General features: G+C 69.0%; 15 protein-coding genes. 7 read left to right on the top strand and 8 right to left on the bottom strand.

Features of this window, described 5'->3' with window-relative positions; translation table 11 throughout:
- Window positions 1–12 precede the first annotated feature (12 nt).
- Both H507_RS16825 and H507_RS0112840 read right to left on the bottom strand, forming a co-directional pair.
- Window positions 13–855, bottom strand: coding sequence for an NAD(P)-dependent oxidoreductase (locus H507_RS16825; RefSeq protein ID WP_022911103.1), 843 nt, complete (start codon window positions 853–855; stop codon window positions 13–15).
- A complete protein-coding gene (locus H507_RS0112840; protein ID WP_022911102.1) occupies window positions 852–1,208 on the bottom strand; it encodes a DUF488 domain-containing protein in 357 nt (118 codons plus the stop codon). Before H507_RS0112840 ends, H507_RS16825 begins: the two co-directional genes overlap by 4 nt.
- 48 nt (window positions 1,209–1,256) lie before the next feature.
- Between H507_RS0112840 and H507_RS16820 the strand changes: the two genes are divergently transcribed.
- The 5 genes from H507_RS16820 to purB all read left to right on the top strand — a co-directional run bounded on the left by H507_RS16820 (window position 1,257) and on the right by purB (window position 6,935).
- Window positions 1,257–2,669 (top strand): lactate racemase domain-containing protein, encoded by a 1,413-nt coding sequence (locus H507_RS16820; protein ID WP_022911101.1) that lies wholly within the window; start codon window positions 1,257–1,259, stop codon window positions 2,667–2,669.
- A gap of 69 nt (window positions 2,670–2,738) precedes the next feature.
- Window positions 2,739–3,806 (top strand): Gfo/Idh/MocA family protein, encoded by a 1,068-nt coding sequence (locus H507_RS16815; protein ID WP_022911100.1) that lies wholly within the window; start codon window positions 2,739–2,741, stop codon window positions 3,804–3,806.
- A 34-nt stretch (window positions 3,807–3,840) separates the two neighbouring features.
- A complete protein-coding gene (locus H507_RS18100) occupies window positions 3,841–4,065 on the top strand; it encodes a PLDc N-terminal domain-containing protein (RefSeq protein ID WP_022911099.1) in 225 nt (74 codons plus the stop codon).
- A gap of 107 nt (window positions 4,066–4,172) precedes the next feature.
- Entirely contained in the window at window positions 4,173–5,432 is a 1,260-nt protein-coding gene (purD, locus tag H507_RS0112820; protein ID WP_026378196.1) for a phosphoribosylamine--glycine ligase, read from the top strand.
- 9 nt (window positions 5,433–5,441) lie between these two features.
- Window positions 5,442–6,935, top strand: a complete 1,494-nt coding sequence (purB, locus tag H507_RS0112815; RefSeq protein WP_022911097.1) for an adenylosuccinate lyase — start codon at window positions 5,442–5,444, stop codon at window positions 6,933–6,935.
- A gap of 1 nt (window position 6,936) precedes the next feature.
- On the opposite strand, the gene H507_RS0112810 is transcribed toward purB, so the two are convergent.
- From H507_RS0112810 to H507_RS0112790, 5 genes are all read right to left on the bottom strand, one after another.
- Entirely contained in the window at window positions 6,937–9,936 is a 3,000-nt protein-coding gene (locus tag H507_RS0112810; RefSeq protein WP_022911096.1) for an alpha-mannosidase, read from the bottom strand.
- Window positions 9,937–10,055: 119 nt separating this feature from the next.
- Window positions 10,056–11,003, bottom strand: coding sequence for a DUF389 domain-containing protein (locus tag H507_RS16810; RefSeq protein WP_022911095.1), 948 nt, complete (start codon window positions 11,001–11,003; stop codon window positions 10,056–10,058).
- A 30-nt stretch (window positions 11,004–11,033) separates the two neighbouring features.
- A complete protein-coding gene (locus tag H507_RS0112800; protein WP_022911094.1) occupies window positions 11,034–11,936 on the bottom strand; it encodes a carbohydrate ABC transporter permease in 903 nt (300 codons plus the stop codon).
- Window positions 11,936–12,877: a carbohydrate ABC transporter permease gene (locus H507_RS0112795; RefSeq protein WP_022911093.1), complete on the bottom strand. Its 942-nt coding sequence runs from the start codon at window positions 12,875–12,877 to the stop codon at window positions 11,936–11,938. The genes H507_RS0112800 and H507_RS0112795 overlap by 1 nt, the downstream gene beginning before the upstream one ends.
- Before the next feature lie 14 nt (window positions 12,878–12,891).
- On the bottom strand, window positions 12,892–14,232 hold the full coding sequence (locus H507_RS0112790) for an extracellular solute-binding protein (protein ID WP_040438698.1): 1,341 nt from the start codon (window positions 14,230–14,232) through the stop codon (window positions 12,892–12,894).
- Between the two features lie 257 nt (window positions 14,233–14,489).
- On the opposite strand from H507_RS0112790, the gene arfA reads away from it, so the two are divergent.
- Window positions 14,490–15,995 (top strand): arabinosylfuranosidase ArfA, encoded by a 1,506-nt coding sequence (gene arfA / locus H507_RS0112785; protein WP_022911091.1) that lies wholly within the window; start codon window positions 14,490–14,492, stop codon window positions 15,993–15,995.
- Between the two features lie 50 nt (window positions 15,996–16,045).
- Window positions 16,046–17,083: a LacI family DNA-binding transcriptional regulator gene (locus tag H507_RS0112780; protein WP_022911090.1), complete on the top strand. Its 1,038-nt coding sequence runs from the start codon at window positions 16,046–16,048 to the stop codon at window positions 17,081–17,083.
- Here the strand turns inward: H507_RS0112780 and H507_RS16805 are convergent.
- Window positions 17,058–18,053 carry a LacI family DNA-binding transcriptional regulator gene (locus H507_RS16805; RefSeq protein WP_169512715.1) on the bottom strand — a complete coding sequence of 332 codons (996 nt, stop codon included), beginning with the start codon at window positions 18,051–18,053 and terminating at the stop codon, window positions 17,058–17,060. The genes H507_RS0112780 and H507_RS16805 overlap by 26 nt on opposite strands.
- Between the last annotated feature and the right edge of the window lie 72 nt (window positions 18,054–18,125).

The following is an 18,125-nucleotide window of genomic DNA, read 5'->3' as shown; positions in this document are numbered from 1 at the left end:
ACCAGCCGGTCCTCAGCCGGTCAGGGTCTTCAACACCGCGATCGAGTCCTCGCCACCCAGGCCGGCCTCGATCGCGGCGTCGTTGAGGCGCTGACTGGCCGCGACCACGTCGAGGTCGACCCCGACGGAGGCGGCCAGGTCGAGCGCCAGCTGGGCATCCTTGCGCATCAGGGCGACCGAGAAGACGGGGACGAAGTCCCCTGCCACCGCCCGGGGTGCGACATCACGGAACAGGCCCGACACCGTGGCGGCCCCCGAGTCGAGCACCACGTCGACGAAGGTGGCCGGGTCGAGACCGGAGGCCCCGGCGAGCGCCAGCGCTTCGGCGGTGACCGCATTGATGGCCGACAGCATCAGGTTGTTGCACACCTTGAGCGCCGCCGCCGCACCGGGGTCACCCACCCGCACGACCCGCCGCGCCAGCGGTTCGAGCACCTCGCGCGCCGCGCCGAACAGTGACTCGGTGCCTCCGACCGGGATCGTCCACGAGCCGACGCCCGCCGGCCGCCCCAGGATCGGGGTGTCGAGGTGTGGGCCGAGGTCGGCGAGCTCCCGCGCGGTGCCGGGCCCGATGGTCGAGGTGTCACACACCAGCAGGCCGCCGTCGGTCGCCCACAGTTCCCGGGTGACCTGCCGGACGATCGCGTCATTGGGCAGCGAGAGCACCACCGCGCCCACGCGGGCGGCCAGGGCGGCATTGGTCTCGGACACGCTGAAGCCCGCCGCGGCGGCTCGATCCCGTGCGGCGGCGGAGGCATCGGTGACCACCACCTCGCGGCCGGCCTCGCGCAGCTGGTGGGCGATGGGCCACCCCATCGCGCCCAGACCGATGACGCCCACACTCGTCGCACTCATGACAGACCCTCCAGCCATTCCTTGAGCACGACCGCCTGGTTGTGCTCGGTGTCGTGGGCAGAGTAGAGCAGCATCACCGTGGGCAGGCCCACCAGTTCACGGGCGACGCGCCCGGCCTCGTCCGAGTGCTGCAGTTCGGCGAGGTAGTCGGTGCGGAAGTCCGCGAACTTGTCGGGGTCGTGGCCGAACCGCTGGCGCAGCTCGGTGCTGGGAGCCAACTCCTTGGCCCACCGGTCATGGTCCAGGTCGTGCTTCCTCACCCCGCGGGGCCACAAGCGGTCGACCAGCACTCGGAACCCGTCGTCCGGCCCGGCCTTCTTCGCGTCCTGGACGCGAGCGATCGTGCACTTCATGCCTGGAGTCTCTCCTCTGTGGGCCCCGGGCGTGCCAGAGTCGAGCGCATGCAGGTGAACCTTCAGTACGGCGACGGTGACGTGGCCGTCGAGATCCCCGACGACTCAGTGGTGATCCGGGAGGGGATCGTGCACGAACCGACCCCGCTGGCTGACCCCGATCGGGCCACCCGGGAGGCGATCGCCCGACCGCTGGGCATGCCCCCGATCGGAGACCTGGTCGGCCCCGGGGGAACGGTCACCATCAGCTTCCCCGACCGGGTGAAGGGGGGCTCACACGTCACCGCGCACCGCAGGCTGGCGATCACGGCGGTGCTGGACGAACTGGCTGCCGCCGGTGTGCGCGACCGCGACATCACCCTCGTGTGCGCCATCGGACTGCACCGCAAGAACCGTCCCGAGGAGTGGGCCGAGTACCTGGGTGCCGACCTGCTCGAGCGCTGTGCCGGCATGAGGGTCGTCAACCATGACGCCGAGGACCCCGAGGGCATGATCGACCTGGGGGAGTCGTCCCTGGGAGACCCGGTGCAGGTCAACCGGGCCGCGGTCGAAGCCGACCTCTCGGTGCTGGTGGGGCACGCCTCGGGCAACCCGTACGGCGGGTACTCGGGCGGCTGGAAGATGCCCGCCACCGGACTGACCTCGTGGCGCTCGATCGCGGCCCACCACGCCCCGCGGACGATGTACCGCCCCGACTTCGTACCCGCCACCCCCCATGGACGCTTCCGCGAACAGCTGCGGGCCATCGGCGAGCGCATGGAGGAACACTTGGGCGGTCGGTTCCTGGCCGTCGACGCGGTGCTCGACTCCCGATCGCGACAGCTGGCGGTGGCAGCCGGGGCGATCAGCGAGGTCGAGCGCGCCAGTTGGCCACTGGCGGCCCAGCGCACCGACGTCGAGCTCGACGGTGACCCCTTCGACGTCCTGTTGCTGGGCATGCCGCGCACCTTCCACTACGGGCCCGGGATGGGCTCGAACCCGATCCTGATGATGCAGGCGTGTGGCGCTGCGATCGTCCGGGCCAAGGCGGCTCTGGTGCGCGCCCCCATCGTGATCGCCGCCAGCATCTGCGACGGCTGGTTCAACGACGCCGACTTCCCGAGCTACCGGCCGGCCTTCGACCTGCTGCAGGCCGTCGACCACCCCCGCGACATGGTGCAGTTCCATGATCAACTCTCCACCGACGAGGGCCTGGTCTCCCGGTACCGTGAGGACTACGGCTACCACCCGTTCCACGCGTTCTCGATGGTCTACATGGGTGGGGTCGCCCTCGACCAGACCCAGGCGGTGGTCATCGCCGGCGCCGAGCGCCCCGACCTCGCCCGGGCGATGGGCGCGCGCACCGCTCCCGACGTGGAGTCGGCACTCGGTCACGCCGCCGCCTTGCTCGGACGAACCCCGCGGGTGCTGTGTGTACCCCAGTTGACGGCACCTGCGTTCCACCCGCGGATGGCGGGCTGAGGCTGCCCGGCCCGGGGCAAGCCCTGGCAACGCCTGCTGCGGGGGTGGGCCCGCTGCCAGACTGCGACCATGACCAGGGTTGCGCTCGTGGGTACGGGTTTCATCGCCGCGGTGCACGCCGAGGCGATCTTGGCCGCCCGGGGAATCGAACTGGCCTGCGTCGTCGAACGCACCCCCCGCCATCCTGCGTGGGGTGACCGCTACGGGGTGCCGACCTTCCGCACCCTGTCCGAGGCGGCCCGAGTGGTGTCCTTCGACCTGGTCGCGGTCACCGTGCCGACGGGAGCCCACGTCGCGGTCGCCCTCGAAGCGCTCGACCTCGACAAGCACGTGGTGATCGAGAAGCCCGCCGACATCACCCTGGAGCGGATCGACTCCCTGCTTGCCGCCGAGGCGGACGCCGGCCGGACGGTCTCGGTGATCAGCCAGCACCGGTTCGACCCCGCGACCTCCCTGGTGGCCGAGTTGATCGAGGCAGGTTCGCTGGGGAGGATCACCTCGGCCATCGCGTCCACGCCGTGGTGGCGTCCCCAGTCCTACTTCGAGGGCAGCAACTGGCGGGGCACTTGGCAGCACGACGGCGGAGGGGCCCTGATCAACCAGGGCATCCACGCCCTCGACGAACTGGTGCACCTGCTCGGCCGACCCGTGGAGGTCTTCGCCTGGACGGCCACTCTCGCCCACCACATCGAGGTGGAGGACACAGCGGTGGGCGTGGTGAGGTTCGAGAGTGGTGCCCTCGCTGCGCTGCACGCCACCACCGCCGCCAACCCCGGACTGAACGTCAGCCTCTCGGTGATGGGCTCCGAAGGGTCGGCGCTCATCGAGAACCACCGGCTCCGCTACCTCCACCGCTCGGTCCCGGCCGAGGACGACTCCGAGGTGCGCGAGCGCCCCTTGTCGAGCACCAACCAGGTGGACGACCTGCCCGCCGGCCTCCGTGAGGCCGTGACCAGGGAGGAACCCCTGGGAGTGGGCCACACCCGCCAGTACGAAGCCATCGCCGACGCCCTGACCGGGCTCGGGGTGGGGGAGGGGGTTCGTCCGCCGGTGCCGTTGGTCGAGCACCGCAGCTCTCTGGCGTTGGTGCTGGGGCTCTACCGGTCAGCGCGCACCGGAGTGGTGGTCCCCCTCTGAACGGGGGCCCGAAGGCCGGATCTAGGCTGGATGCATGGGCAAGCAGAAGCGCCCGCTCACCGCGGGGGAGAAGGTGGTCCTCGGCATCGCTGCCGGGGTCGAGTTCAGTGCCAAGGTCGCCATGTGGCGCGATCTCAAGAAGCGCCCGGCCGAGCAGATCCGGGGTCCGAAATGGGCCTGGGTGTTGGGGTCCTTCGTGAACACGATCGGTCCGGTCGCCTACTTCGGCTGGGGACGTCGCCGCCACCGCCACCGCTGACGCCGCCGCCACCGTTGACGCCACGGGGAGATGTTCGCGCACCGGCGCTGGACGGCCGCGGCGGGACCAGCAACTAGGCTGGCCCCGTGAACCCCCAGCGACCCGGTGTGCCCCCCTTCAGCGTGCTGGTCGTGGGCGCCGGCGGACGCGAGCATGCGCTCGCCCGTGCCATCGCCCAGGACCCGCAGGTGATCGCGGTGCACGTCGCCCCGGGCAATCCCGGCACGGCCACCATCGCCACGAACCACCCCGTTGACCAGCTCGACGGCGCTGCGGTCGCCGCCCTCGCGGTGGAGCTGGGCGTCGGCCTGGTGGTCGTGGGGCCGGAGGCGCCCTTGGTCGCGGGGGTCGCCGACGCGGTGCGCACCGCGGGCATCCCCTGCTTCGGTCCGAGCGCCGAGGCCGCCCGACTCGAGGGCTCCAAGTCCTTCGCGAAGGACGTGATGGCCTCCGCGGGGGTGCCGACGGCGGACGCGCGGGTCTGCACCACCGCCGACGAGGTCGCGGCCGCCCTGGACGAGTTCGGTGCCCCCTACGTGGTGAAGGCCGACGGACTTGCTGCCGGAAAGGGAGTCATCGTCACCCACGACCGGCAGGCGGCGGTCGACCACGCTGCCGGCTGCGACCGGGTGGTCATCGAGGAGTACCTGGACGGTGAGGAGATCAGCCTCTTCGTCATCACCGACGGAACCACCTGCGTGGGACTGCAGCCGGCCCAGGACTTCAAACGGGTCGGTGAGGGTGACACCGGGCCCAACACCGGCGGCATGGGCGCCTACTCACCCCTGCCCTGGGCTCCCGACGACATCATCGAACAGGTGCTGGCCACGGTGGCGCGCCCGACCCTCGACGAGCTCAACCTTCGGGGCATCGAGTTCTCGGGCCTGCTCTACTGCGGTCTGGCGATGACCAGCCGCGGACTGAGGGTGGTCGAGTTCAACGCCCGATTCGGCGACCCCGAGACCCAAGCCCTGATGGGACTGGTGGAGACCCCCGTCGGCCAACTCCTGCTGGCCGCCGCCACCGGCACCCTCGCCGACTTCGGCGAGGTCCGCTGGCACCCGGGAGCCGCCGTCGTGGTGGTGATGGCCGCCGACGGTTACCCCGGCACCCCGGCGAAGGGCGGGGCGATCATGCTGCCCCCCGACCGCGAGGACGCCTGGGTGATCCACGCCGGCACCGCCCTCGACCCAGACCATGATCAACTCGTGGCCGCCGGTGGTCGGGTGCTCACCGTCGTCGGACGAGGGCCCGACCTCGCCGCCGCCCGTCACCAGGCCTATGCCCTGGTCGACGAGATCGACTTCCCGACCGGATTCGTCCGCCGTGACATCGCCGCGCGGGTGCTCGCCGGCGACCCCGCCTGAGGAGGCACCATGTCCGTCACCCGCCCGCCTGTCACCCCCGCTTCCGCAAACCCCGCGCCCGTTCCGAACGTGCTCGCCAATCGGTACGCGTCCACCTCGATGCGCACCATCTGGAGTCCCGAACACAAGATCATCGCCGAACGGCGGTTGTGGCTGGCGGTGATCGAGGCCCAACGCGACCTCGGGGTCACCTTCGCCGGCGAGAAGGGTGCCGCCGAGGACGTCGACCGGGTGCTCGCCGACTACCGGGCGGTCGTCGAGCGAGTCGATCTTGGTTCCATCGCTGCCCGCGAGCGGGTCACCAAGCACGACGTGAAGGCACGCATCGAGGAGTTCAACGCCCTGGCCGGGCATGAACACGTGCACAAGGGCATGACCAGCCGTGACCTCACCGAGAACGTCGAGCAGTTGCAGGTGCTCGCCTCGCTGCGCATCGTGCGCGACCGGATCGTGGCGGCGCTGGCAATGCTCGCCGACCTGGCGGCGCGGTACAGCGACCAGCCCATTGCCGGTCGCTCCCACAACGTCGCCGCCCAGATCACCACCCTGGGCAAGCGGTTCGCCACCGTCGCGGACGAGTTGCTGGTGGCGCACCGCCGCATCGACGAACTGATCGAACGCTACCCCGCCCGCGGCATCAAGGGACCGGTCGGCACCAGCCAGGACATGCTCGACCTCTTGGGGGGCGACGAGGCGAAGCTCGCCGACCTCGAGCAGCGGATCGCGACCCACCTGGGGTTCCGGCAGGTGTTCACCTCGACCGGGCAGGTCTACCCCCGCTCCCTCGACTACGACGTGGTCACCGCTCTCGCCCAGGTCGCCGCGGCGCCTTCGAACCTGGCCACCTCGATCCGCCTGATGGCCGGGCACGAACTGGTCACCGAGGGGTTCAAGCCGGGTCAGGTGGGCTCGTCCGCCATGCCCCACAAGATGAACACGCGCTCCTGCGAGCGGGTGAACGGGCTGGCGGTGGTCGTTCGCGGTTATGTGTCCATGGTCGGCGAGTTGGCCGGCGACCAGTGGAACGAGGGTGACGTCTCGTGCTCGGTGGTGCGCCGCGTCGCGCTGCCCGATGCCTTCTTCGCCCTCGACGGACTCTTCGAGACCTTCCTGACCGTGCTGACCGACTTCGGGGCCTTCCCTGCCGTCATCGAGGCCGAGCTGGCTCGTTACCTGCCGTTCCTCACCACCACCAAGATCCTGATGGGAGCGGTGCGCGCCGGCGTGGGACGAGAGACCGCACACGAGGCCATCAAGGAGAACGCGGTGGCCGTGGCGCTGGGCATGCGCGAGTCGGGCGCCCGCACGAACGACCTGCTCGACCGGCTGGGTGCAGACTCGCGGCTGGGTCTGTCGAAGCAACAGCTCGAGGCCATGGTCACCGATCCGCTGGAGCTGTCGGGGGCCGCCCGGTCCCAGGTGGCCAACCTCGTGGCCCGCATCGGCGAGTTGGCGGCCGCCCACCCCGAGGCGGCGTCGTACCGCCCCGGGGAGGTGCTCTGAGTCAGGCCCGGCCGATCCGCAGGGTGACGATCTCGAACGGCCGCAGCTCCAGCCGGTCCTGACCCACCAGCGGGCTCCGGGTCCCGGTGGCCAGCGGTCGCTCCAGCAGGTCGGTGGCGACGACCGGGCCGTGCTCGAAACCGACGCCGAGGACGGCGGCCGCTCGTCCCCCACGCGACTCGTAGAGCCTCACGACCACGTCACCGGAGCCGTCCTCGGCGAGCTTCACGGCCTCCACCACCACGGCGGGATTGTCGATGGTGACCAGCGGGTCGACCCCGTGGGCACCCGCCAGTACCCGCGTGGGCAGGTTCTCGGCGTAACCGGCCTCGACCGCGTCACCCACCTCGGCGCCGGGCACCAGCAGGAAGGACAGCTGGTGATGACCCTGGTCGGCATCCGGATCGGGGAACATCGGGGCCCGCAGCAGGGATGGACGGACGGTGGTGACCGAGTTGCCGTCACCATCGGTCGTGCGCAGGGTGTCGTAGCCGTAGGTGCAGGAGTTGGCGAGCGCCACCCCGTACCCGGGCTCGGACACGTGCAGCCAGCGGTGGGCGACGGTCTCGAAGCGGGCCGCATCCCACGACGTGTTCACCGAGGTCGGACGGGCCAGGTGCCCGAACTGGATCTCACTGGTGGCCTCGCGTGCGTGCAGGGCGAACGGCAGGGTGAGCTTGAGCAGCTTCTGCCGGTCGTGCCAGTCGATGTCGAAGTCGAGGTGCAACCCTGCCTCGTCCAGCGTCACCGTCTCGGTGATGGACGAGGCTCCGGTGCTCCGCTCGATCACCACACCGCCCGGAACCGTCGCGATCGACACCACCTCGGTGAGGTCGCGGGTCACCTGCTTGTAGTGGGAGTTGATGTCCCAGGCGTCCCACTCGTTGGGGATGTCGCGGTGCAACTGCAGCAGGTTCGAGACCTGGCCCGGGGGGAGCAGGTCGCGGCCGGCACGCCTGTCGAACAGCCGGGTCACCAATCCGTTGGCGTCCAGTTCGACCAGCAGCGCCTCGTTGCTGAGCGTGAACCCGTCACCGGACGACGCGACCTCCGCGATGCGCGGTTCGGTGGCCGCGGCGACGCCGAGCGCCGGCACACCGTGGTCGGCGAACGGGCGAGCGTTCAGCACGAACGGGGTCTCACCGGCGCCCAGCAGGATGCGACCGGCCTCGGCGATCAGTTCCTCCAGTTCGGCGGCGATCGCCCCGTAGTGCTGCTCGGCCTCGTGGTGCACCCAGGCGATGGACGACCCGGGAAGGATGTCATGGAACTGCTGCAACAGCACCTGCTTCCAGAGCCGGTCGAACTGTTCCTTGGGCCACGTCGCACCCTCACGGACGACAGCGGTCGTCCACCAGAGTTCGGCCTCGCGCAGCAGGTGCTCCGAGCGCCGGTTGCCGGCCTTGGTGCGGTGCTGCGAGGTGTAGGTGCCGCGGTGGTACTCGAGGTACATCTCCCCGGTCCACGTGTCGAGGTGGCCGTGCTCGGCCTTGGCGGCCGCGAAGAACTCGGCGGGGGTGTCGACCACCACCTTGGGTGACCCCTCCAGATCGGCCTTGCGCCGGGCGGCAGCCATCATCTCTCGGGTGGGGCCACCACCCCCGTCCCCCCAACCGAAGGGGACGAGTGCGTGGGTGGCTCGTCCCTTCTCACGGAACTGCCGCTCCGAGCGGGCCAGTTCCTCGGCGGAGAGGTGGGAGTTGTAGGTGTCGGAGGGCGGGAAGTGGGTGAAGATGCGCGAGCCGTCGATCCCCTCCCACCAGAACGTGTGGTGCGGGAAGGTGTTCGTGTCGTTCCAGCTGATCTTCTGGGTGAGGAAGGAGTCCTTGCCGGCAGCCCGGGCGATCTGCGGCATCGCACCGGAGTAGCCGAAGCTGTCTGGCAGCCAGACGTCCTTGGGCTCGAACCCGAACTCGTCGATGAAGAAGCGGGTGCCGAGCACGAACTGGCGGACCATCGCCTCGGAACCCGGCATGTTGGTGTCGGACTCGACCCACATGCCGCCGACCGGCACGAATCGTCCCTCGGCCACCTTCTCGCGGATGCGCTCGAACAATTCGGGGTAGTGGTCGCGCACCCACTCGTACTGCTGGGCGGACGAGCAGGCGAAGGTGAGGTCGGGGTCCTCGTCCATCAGGGCGATGACGTTCGAGAACGTACGTGAACACTTGCGGATGGTCTCGCGCACCGGCCACAACCAGGCCGAGTCGATGTGCGCATGGCCGGTGGCGTGCACGACGTGGGAACTGCGCCCGGCCGGTGACTCGAGGGCGGGACGGAGCACCTCCCGCCCGCGGGCAGCGGTGCCGGCCAGGTCGTGCGGGTCGACGGCGTCCATCATGTCTTCGAGGGCTGACAGGATCTGGTGGCGGCGGGTCGACTCGGCCGGCAGCACCAGCATCAGCCCGCGCAGGGCGTCGACGTCCTGCGACAACTCCCACACGCCGGTGTCGAGCAGGGCCACCTCGAGGGTGTTCACCACGTAGATGGGGTCAGTGCCAGCAGTGGCCTTGTCGCCGACCGGGGTGGGTTGGTACCAGTTGAACGAGGGGACGACGGGGTTGGCGGCAGCCTCGATGAACAGTTCGAACGACTCCCCGGGGCCGGCATCGAGGGTGACGTAGCGGTTCATCGGCTCGAGCGCCTTGATCAGGGTGCCTTGGGCCGACCACGCGTTGGCCTCGCAGGTGAACCCCGTTCCCCCGCCGGCGAAACCGAGGTCGACGTGCAGTTCGGGCCGCGTGTCGGCCTCCTTGCCCCACCCGACTGACACGGTGCCGGTGACGTGGAACCAGACGGTTCCCCACGGAGGCCCCCAGGGGGTGCCCACCTCGAAGGGGGCGAACGTCTGGGCAGTGGCCTCGGCGAAACTGACCGGTTCGTCGGGTGCCTCCCAGTGGGTGACCTCGACCCGGGCCCGGTCCCGGTACAACTGCTGGCGCAGACGCTCGTTGATGAAGCGGGTGAGGCGGTGTTCGGTGCGGGCGACGAAGTCGTGCATGAGGAACCAATCCTGTTTCTGCCGGGGCAGGGGAGCAACGGTGCTCGTTTAATCCAAGTCTTGGAGTAATCTCCTGTCAAGGTGTTCGGCAAGACTGGTCACCGCGGCGAGGACCTACGTCAGGGGCGGCGCCGGGCGTGCCAGGTGGCACGCACGCGGGCCCACAGGCGTTGCTGCACGACCAGGGTCAACCAGCCCGCCACGGTCATGGCCGTGAGGTTGATCGCCAACTGCAAACCACTGCCGATCACCTCCGGCCAGGCGCCGAAGACCAGACCGAGCGCCACGTTGGCGGCCGCGGGGATGGTCGTCACCGACACGAACGCACCCGAGAGGCCGTCGCGCTTGCCCGAGGTGATGGCGAGCACACCCGCCGAGGCCGCGATCAGTCCCACGATGATCGACCACTTGTCGGGGGAGTAGATGAAGGCGGTCGCCGGACGAGCACCCGTCACCTGGTCGGAGGTGATCCAGCCCAACCCGCGGCAGATCACGCCGAACAACGCCGTGACGGCCATGGCCAGGCCGAACCCGCCCAGCAGGGTGGCCACTGCTCGTCCGACCATGCCGCGTCGACCGCGCAGCAACCCCACCGCGGTTCCGGCGATGGCCCCGAACTCGGGGCCGAGGATCATCGCGCCGACCACCAGGATCGGGGAGTCGAGCACGATCGCGACAGCGGCCAGCAGGGTGGCCATGCAGATGGTGGTGGCGAACACCCAGGTGAACTGGGAGTCGGCACGCAGCCCCTGCACCACCTCGGCCCACAGCACCGCGTCGGTGCCGTCGCCGGGGGCGGCCCGCTCAGACCTCAGCCCCCGGCTCGAGAGCCACGTCGCCACGGGCTGCACGAGCACGGTGCCGTGTTGGGGCACCTGCGCCTCCCGCAGTCTCTGCAGCAGTCCGTCCCCAGCCTCGCGGGCGATGTCGATGGTGATCACGTCGCCGGGTGGCATGACGGTCTGGCCGCGGGCGACCGCCACCGACGAGATGGCGACGTCGCCCTCACACAGTCCCAGCACGACCTCAGTGAGGTCACTGGGCACCTTGACGGTCACGGTCAGCACGGCGTCAGTGTGTCACGGCCCACCGGCGGGTCAGCCCTTGATGCCGGAGCCCGCCACCCCTTCGACGACCTGTCGCTGGAAGATCAGGAACAGGATGATCAGCGGCAGTGCGCCCAGGATGGACGATGCCTGGATGTCGGCGTAGCGCTGACCGAAGGATCCCTGCACGGTGGCCAGGCCCACGGGGATGGTCATCAGCTTCGGGTTGGTCAGCACGAACAGCGGCAGCAGCAGGTTGTTCCAGACGCCGACGAAGGTGACGATCGACATGGCCGCGATCACCGGCCGTGACAGCGGCAACAGGATGCGGGTGTAGGTCTGCCAGTAGCCGGCACCGTCGATGCGGGCAGCCTCCTCGAAGTCCTTGGGCAGGGAGTCGAAGAAGTGCTTGAAGACGAACACGGCCAGCACCTGCGGAACCTGCGGGAGGATCACCGACCAGTAGGTGCCCAGGATGCCCAGCTGGTTGAGCAGGGCGAACAGCGGGACGATCAGCACCTGGCCGGGGATCATCACGCCGAGCACGATCAGGCCCATCATCACCGCTGACCCCTTGAACTTCATGCGCGACAGGGCATAACCCGCCATGGTGCACACGAGCATGCTCAGGAAGACCGTGACGACGCCGGTCACGGCGCTGGCGAGGTACCACTGCCAGATGTCGCCGCCCTTCAGCAGGGTCTGGTACGAGGCGGTGGTGAGATGCCAGTCCTTGACGATGGGGATGGCGCCGAGCGATGCGGTGGAGTTCGCCGTCAGAGAGGTCTTGATCGCCCAGAAGCTGGGGATCAGCCAGATGATCGAGAAGATGATGAGCACGGTCCAGGCGATGATGCCGAAGCTTCGTCCCGAGCCCTTCGAGCCGGGTTGCCGAGCCGGGGGAGCTGCCGCCGAGACACCGCGGGTCCGGCGGGGTGCGGATGTGGTGGACATCAGGCTTCCTTCCTCGAACGGATCCGGTCGATGGCGACACGGACGAGGGCCACGATCAGGATGACGAGGAACAACAGCACCGAGGCGGCCGATGCGGCACCGACGCGGTAGTCGGTGAAGGCAGTGTTGGTGACCAGCTGCAGCACCACCTCTGTCGAGATGCCCGGGCCGCCCCCGGTCATCAGGTACACTTGGTCGAAGATCTTCAGGCTGGCGATGATCTGCAGCAGCACCACCAGTTGGGTGGTCGGGCTCAACATGGGCACCGTGATGCTGCGGATCTGCTGCCACGGGGTCGCCCCGTCGACGGCTGCGGCCTCGTAGAGCTCTCGGGGGATGTCCTGCAGACCGGCGAGGTAGAGCACGAAGTTGAACCCGATCGTCCACCAGATGGTGGCGATGGCGATGCCGATCATGGCCAGGTGCGGGGTGGCCAGGACCGGTGACGGTGAGTCATTGCCGAACCACTTCTGCACCTGGTTCCACAACCCACTGTCGGGGGTGTAGATGAAGTTCCAGATGATGCCGATCGCCGCGCTGGGCAGGATGAACGGCAGGAAGAAGGCCAGCCGGAAGAACCACTGGCCCCGGCGCACCCGATTGGCGAGAATGGCCAGCACGAACGCCAGCAGGACCAACGGGACGACGGTCAGGATGGTGAACCAGATGGTGTTCCACATGGCCACCCAGAATTCGTGCTTCGAGAGCATCTCGGCGTAGTTGGCGCCGCCGGCGAATGAGCCGAGACCCTTGTGCACGAGAGTGGTGTTGAAGAAGCTCGAGATGACCATGTAGATGACGGGCCAGATCAGGAACAGCACGTACAGGACGGCGAACGGGGCCAGGAAGGCCCAGGCGATCCTGGTCTCCCTGGGGGCGGCCTCGCCCGTCTTCCCCCTACCGGTCTCCTCCGACCGGGCAACAGCGGTGGTGGTGCTCATTGGTGGTCCTCCTCTCAGCCCAGCGGGTCTGCGGTCTTGGCGTAGGTGGACAGTTGACTCCGGGCGGAGTCGAGGGCCCGTTGGGGGCTCGTGAGTCCCTGTTCGACCAGTCCGATCTGTGCGCCGATGATGTTCTCGAAGGTCGAGCCGGAACCCGAGTACCAGGCCTGTGCGTCGTAGGTGACCGTCTTGACCACGTCGGCGTAGTTCTTCTGCGGCTCGAGGCTGGTGAACTCCTTCGACTGCACGGCCGGCACGTAGGCGGGCACGTGGCCACCCTTGGCCCAGGCGATGGACTGGTCGAGCATCGCCTTCACGAAGCCCATCGCTCGCTTGAGCTGCGCCTCGTCCCGGTTCATCCTCGGCAGCACGAAGGTGTGCGAGTCGCCCTGGGTGGCGGCCTTGTCGAACAGGGTGGGGATGGCTGTCATGCCGAACTTCAGTCCCTTGATGGACTGCGCCGTCGTGATCTCCCAGACGCCCATCAGGTAGAACCCAGCCTTGCCCGTGAACATCAGCGTCTGCGCTCCCGGGTAGTCGGTGTTCTTGGGCATCAGCCCCGCCTTCGTCCACTTCTGCATGAGCGTCAGGGTCTTCAGCGCCAGGTCCTCGTTCCACGACAGGTCGCGACCCCCGTCTGAGAGGAAGGGGGTGGCGCCTTCCTGCTGGTGGTAGAGCGTGGTGAGCCAACGCCAGCAGCTCGCGGTGTCGCCGATCGTCGGCACCGCGCAGCCGAACTGTCCGGTCACCTTCTTGGCGGCCGTGAGCGCGGCCTCCCACTGGTCGAGTCCGACGATGGGCTTGAGCTTGTCACCGTCCATCAGGCCCGCCTTCTGGCAGACGTCCACGTTGTAGTAGAGGACGAAGGGGTGCGTGTCGAGGGGGATCGTGTACTGCTGGCCGTCGACCTGGCCCGCCTTCCACGGGATCTCGCTGAAGTCGGTCGGCTTCAGCCCCGCCAGGGCGAGCATGTCGTCGGTGATCGGCTCGAGCAGGCCGCCGCGGGCCAGGTTGACCGCGCGGGTGGCGTGCGAGATGGCCACGTCACTCGGATGCCCGCCCAACGTGGCGAGGGTGACCTTCGTGTAGTACGGGTTGCCCCAGCTGAAGGTCGCCGCTTCGAGCGAGTTGGGCCCGTGGGCCTTGCGGTAGACGTCGAGCATGCCCTGCAGGCGAGCGCCGTCGCCGCCGCCGAACAGGTTCCAGAACTGGACGGTGCCGGGGGCGACCTCGCCGCCGGCGAGGCCGGCTGACAAGGTGCTGCAACCGGCCAGTGAGCCGGACAGGCCGACGGTCGCGGCACCTGCGAGCAGACCGCGACGACTGAGGTGTGGGAAGCCACCGGATGGACTCATCAAACGTGGCTGTGGATCGGGCACGTGCATGGTTCTGACCCTCCTTTGGGTCTCGGTGCACCCAAAACGAAACATCTTCCCCCGGGCCGTGTCAAGGGATTCCGGGCAAAATTGTGAGCGTTCACATCGATGGGCCGTCCTCCTTGACAAGCACTGTCCGAGCGGGGGAGTGTCGTCGCACAGGAATGCACACCAAGGGCCACCGATGCGGACCACCCCACGCGGACGCATCCAGCCCATCCGGAAGGAGCACGACCATGGCGGTCGCCAGCCTCGTCATCGACCCTGCGTTCACCGTTGCCCCGGTGCGCCGCCGCACCTTCGGCTCCTTCGTCGAGCACCTGGGTCGCTGTGTCTACACCGGCATCCATGAGCCCGACCACCCCACTGCCGTGGCCGGGGGGTGGCGCGGCGACGTGCTCGACCTGGTGCGTGAACTGGGGGTCACCCTGATCCGCTACCCCGGGGGCAATTTCGTCTCGGGGTACCGCTGGGAGGACGGTGTCGGTCCGGTCGACCGACGTCCCTCCCGGCTCGACCTCGCCTGGCACTCGATGGAGCCCAACCGTGTCGGCGTCGATGAGTTCATGGCGTGGTGCGAACTGGCCCACGTCGAACCCCAGATGGCCATCAACCTCGGTACCCGGGGGGTGCAGGAGGCGCTCGACCTGCTGGAGTACACCAACGTGCCTGCCGGTTCGCACTTCGCCGAGCAGCGTCGGGCCAACGGCGTGGCCGACCCGTACCGGATCAAGCTGTGGTGTCTCGGCAACGAGATGGACGGCCCCTGGCAGATCGGCCACAAGACCGCCGAGGAGTACGGACGGATCGCGGCGGAGGCCGGCCGGGCCATGCGCATGATCGACCCGGACCTGGAACTGGTGGCCTGTGGCTCCTCGTCGCGGGCGATGCCCACCTTCGGTGAGTGGGAGCGGGTCGTCCTGGAGGAGTGCTGGGAGCAGGTCGACATGGTCTCGGCCCACGCCTACTACTACGAGGACGAGTCCGGTGACCTGGCCAGCTTCCTGGCCAGTGCCGTCGACATGGACCGGTTCATCGAGTCGGTCGCGGCGACGGCGGACGCCGTGGCGGCGGCGCGCAAGAGCGACAAGGTGGTCGGGATCAGCTTCGACGAGTGGAATGTCTGGTACCAGCAGCGTGCGGAGTCCCGTCCGCCCACGGGTGACGAGTGGCCGATCGCACCGGTGCTGCTCGAGGACCACTACACCGTGGCCGACGCCGTCGTTGTCGGAGACCTGCTGATCTCGCTGCTGCGCCACTCCGATCGGGTGTTCTCGGCGAACCTGGCCCAACTCGTCAACGTGATCGCGCCGATCATGACCGAACCCGGTGGCGCCGCCTGGCGGCAGACGACCTTCCACCCGTTCGCCCTGACTGCGCGCCACGCCAAGGGTGACGTGCTGCGGGTGGCGCTCGACTCACCCCGGGTCAAGACAGCGAAGTTCGGTGAGGTCGACATGGTCGATGCCGTCGCGACCCACGACCCGGACACGGGGGCGACGGTCGTCTTCCTCGTCAATCGATCCGTCGACCAGACGGTGAACCTCGAGGCGGCCGTGCGCTCGGGGGCGGCGACCCTGTCGGAGGCGCTCACCTACACCTCCGACGACCCCTACTGGACGGCCCGTGCCGACGACCAGAGCGTGCTGCCGAGCGCCAATGACTCCGCCCAGTGGGAGAACGGCACCCTGGCGATCGAGCTTCCCCCCGTGTCGTGGACGATGGTGAGGCTCGCCGGCTGAGACCGGGCCCGTCCGGGGCCGCGTGACGGGCAGTGAGGGAGGAGCCACGCATGAGGAACGGGCGTGCCGTGTCGATGGCCCAGGTGGCGCAGCGGGCGGGGGTCTCGCACCAGACCGTTTCGCGGGTGTTGAACGCTCCCGAGCTGGTGCGCGAACCGACCCGGCTGCGCGTGCAGGAGGCGATCCGCGAGCTCGGGTTCCGACCCAACCTTGCGGCGCGCGCCCTCGTCCGGGGTACGACGACCAGCCTGATCGGCGCGGTCTCACCCGGCAATGCGTTGTTCGGCCCCAACCACCTGCTCGCAGCGATCGACCGGGCCGCCCACGCCCATTCCTTCGCCACCGTCATCGGCACCCTGCCGGAGGCCGACCTCGAGGCGGCCCACGCCACCTCGGAGCGGTTCAGGGTGATGGGCGTGCAAGGTGTCGTCTTCATCGCCGTCGGACCACCCACCGCTGCGCTGGCCTCGACCCTCGCCGACGACCTGCCGGTGTGCGTCATCGCCCCGCACTTCGACGACCCACGCGTGTCGGTGATCGGCGTCGACCACGCCGCCGGCGCACGAATGGCGGTCGAGGAGTTGGTCGCGGAGGGACGGCGCCGGGTGACCCACGTGGCCGGTCCCCAGGGCTGGTTCGACTCGGACGTGCGTGCCGCTGCTTGGCAGGAGGAGACAGCGCGACTGGGAGTCCGCGGTGACCTGCTGCCCGGGGGATGGTCTGCTGGTGACGGCTACGCCGCTGCCGCGGCGGTGCTCGCGGCTCACCCACGACCCGACGCCGTGTTCTGTGCCAACGACCAGGTGGCGCTCGGGCTGATGAGGGGTCTGGCCCATGCCGGGGTCAGCGTGCCGGACGACATCGCCGTGGTGGGGTTTGACGACGTCGACGGGGCCGACCACTTCTCCCCCTCGCTGACGACCATCCGGCAACCCTTCGCCGAGGTGGGGGAGCGGAGCATCGAGGTGTTGTGGGCGATGATCGGCGGTGCCCCGCCGGTGCGCGAGCTGCTGGCGCCCACCTTGGTCGTCCGTTCCTCGAGTCGAGCCAGGCAGGCGGCGCTCAGCGGGCCGCGGCTGCAACCCTGAGCGTCGAGGGCCGCGGGCCGGTGGACTCACGGAAGACCGCCGTCGAGTCCAGCGTCTCGTTGGCCCGGGTGAGCCCCTCGTCGGCCAGGAGCCTTCGGATCGCCCGCTGGCCCAGTTCGATGGCGTGACCGTGGATGGTGGTCAGCGCCGGTACTGACATGCGCGTCAGCTCATTGTCATGGCCGACGACCGAGAGATGTCGTGGGACCCGAAGGTCGAGTTGGTGCAAACCCACCACCACGCCCTGGGCCATCATGTCGTTGAAGCAGAGTGCGGCCGTCGCCCCGGTCTCGAGCACGGCTGTCGTCAGGTCACGTGCGGCGGCCAACTCGGGTGGCGAGTGAGGCATGACCACGAGCTCTGCACCCAACTCCGCACACACCGCACGGAGGGTGGCCAGTCGGTGCCGGGAGATCCAGAACTGCTCGGGGCCCGGCAGGTAGGCCAGTCGTTCGTGCCCCAGGTGCAGCAGGTGCTCGACGACCTGCACCTGCCCCGGCCGCGACTCCTGGCGCAGGCTGGCGACGCCGCTGACCTCACGCTGGAGCAACACCAGCGGGGCCTGATCGGCGATGCGTCGGAGGGTTTCGTCGTCCGAGCCGGCTCCGACCAGGATCAGGCCCTGCGCGAGGCCGGACATGGTCTGGGACCACTCATCCTCGTGGCTGGGCTGGTTGTCGGTGTCACCGACCGCGAGCCACAAGCCATGGTCGTACGCCTCGGCCTGGGCCGCCTTGATCACCGAAGTCATGAACGGCGCGGTGATGTTGGTCACGAGCATCCCGATGATGGGAGACCTGCCGGTGATGAGCGCCTTGGCGAGCGGATTGACCTGGTAGTTGAGTTGCAGGGCGACTTCCCTCACCCGAGCCACGGTGTCACGGTTGAGTCGCTCCGGATGGGTGAAGGCGCGCGACACGGTTGACACCGCCACCCCCGCCTCCCGGGCGACGTCCTTCAGTGTTGACAATCCTTCTCCTAGCGCCAGAGCCCCCTGTGGCCTGGCCACATCCTACCCCTGGGGGTGAGGTGGAGTGCCATG

The sequence above is a fragment of the Aestuariimicrobium kwangyangense DSM 21549 genome (assembly GCF_000421525.1).
In the GTDB taxonomy this organism is placed as follows: Bacteria; Actinomycetota; Actinomycetes; order Propionibacteriales; family Propionibacteriaceae; genus Aestuariimicrobium; species Aestuariimicrobium kwangyangense.
The sequence above is the reverse complement of the archived record's forward strand: the minus strand, read 5'-3'. Positions and strand labels throughout refer to the sequence as shown.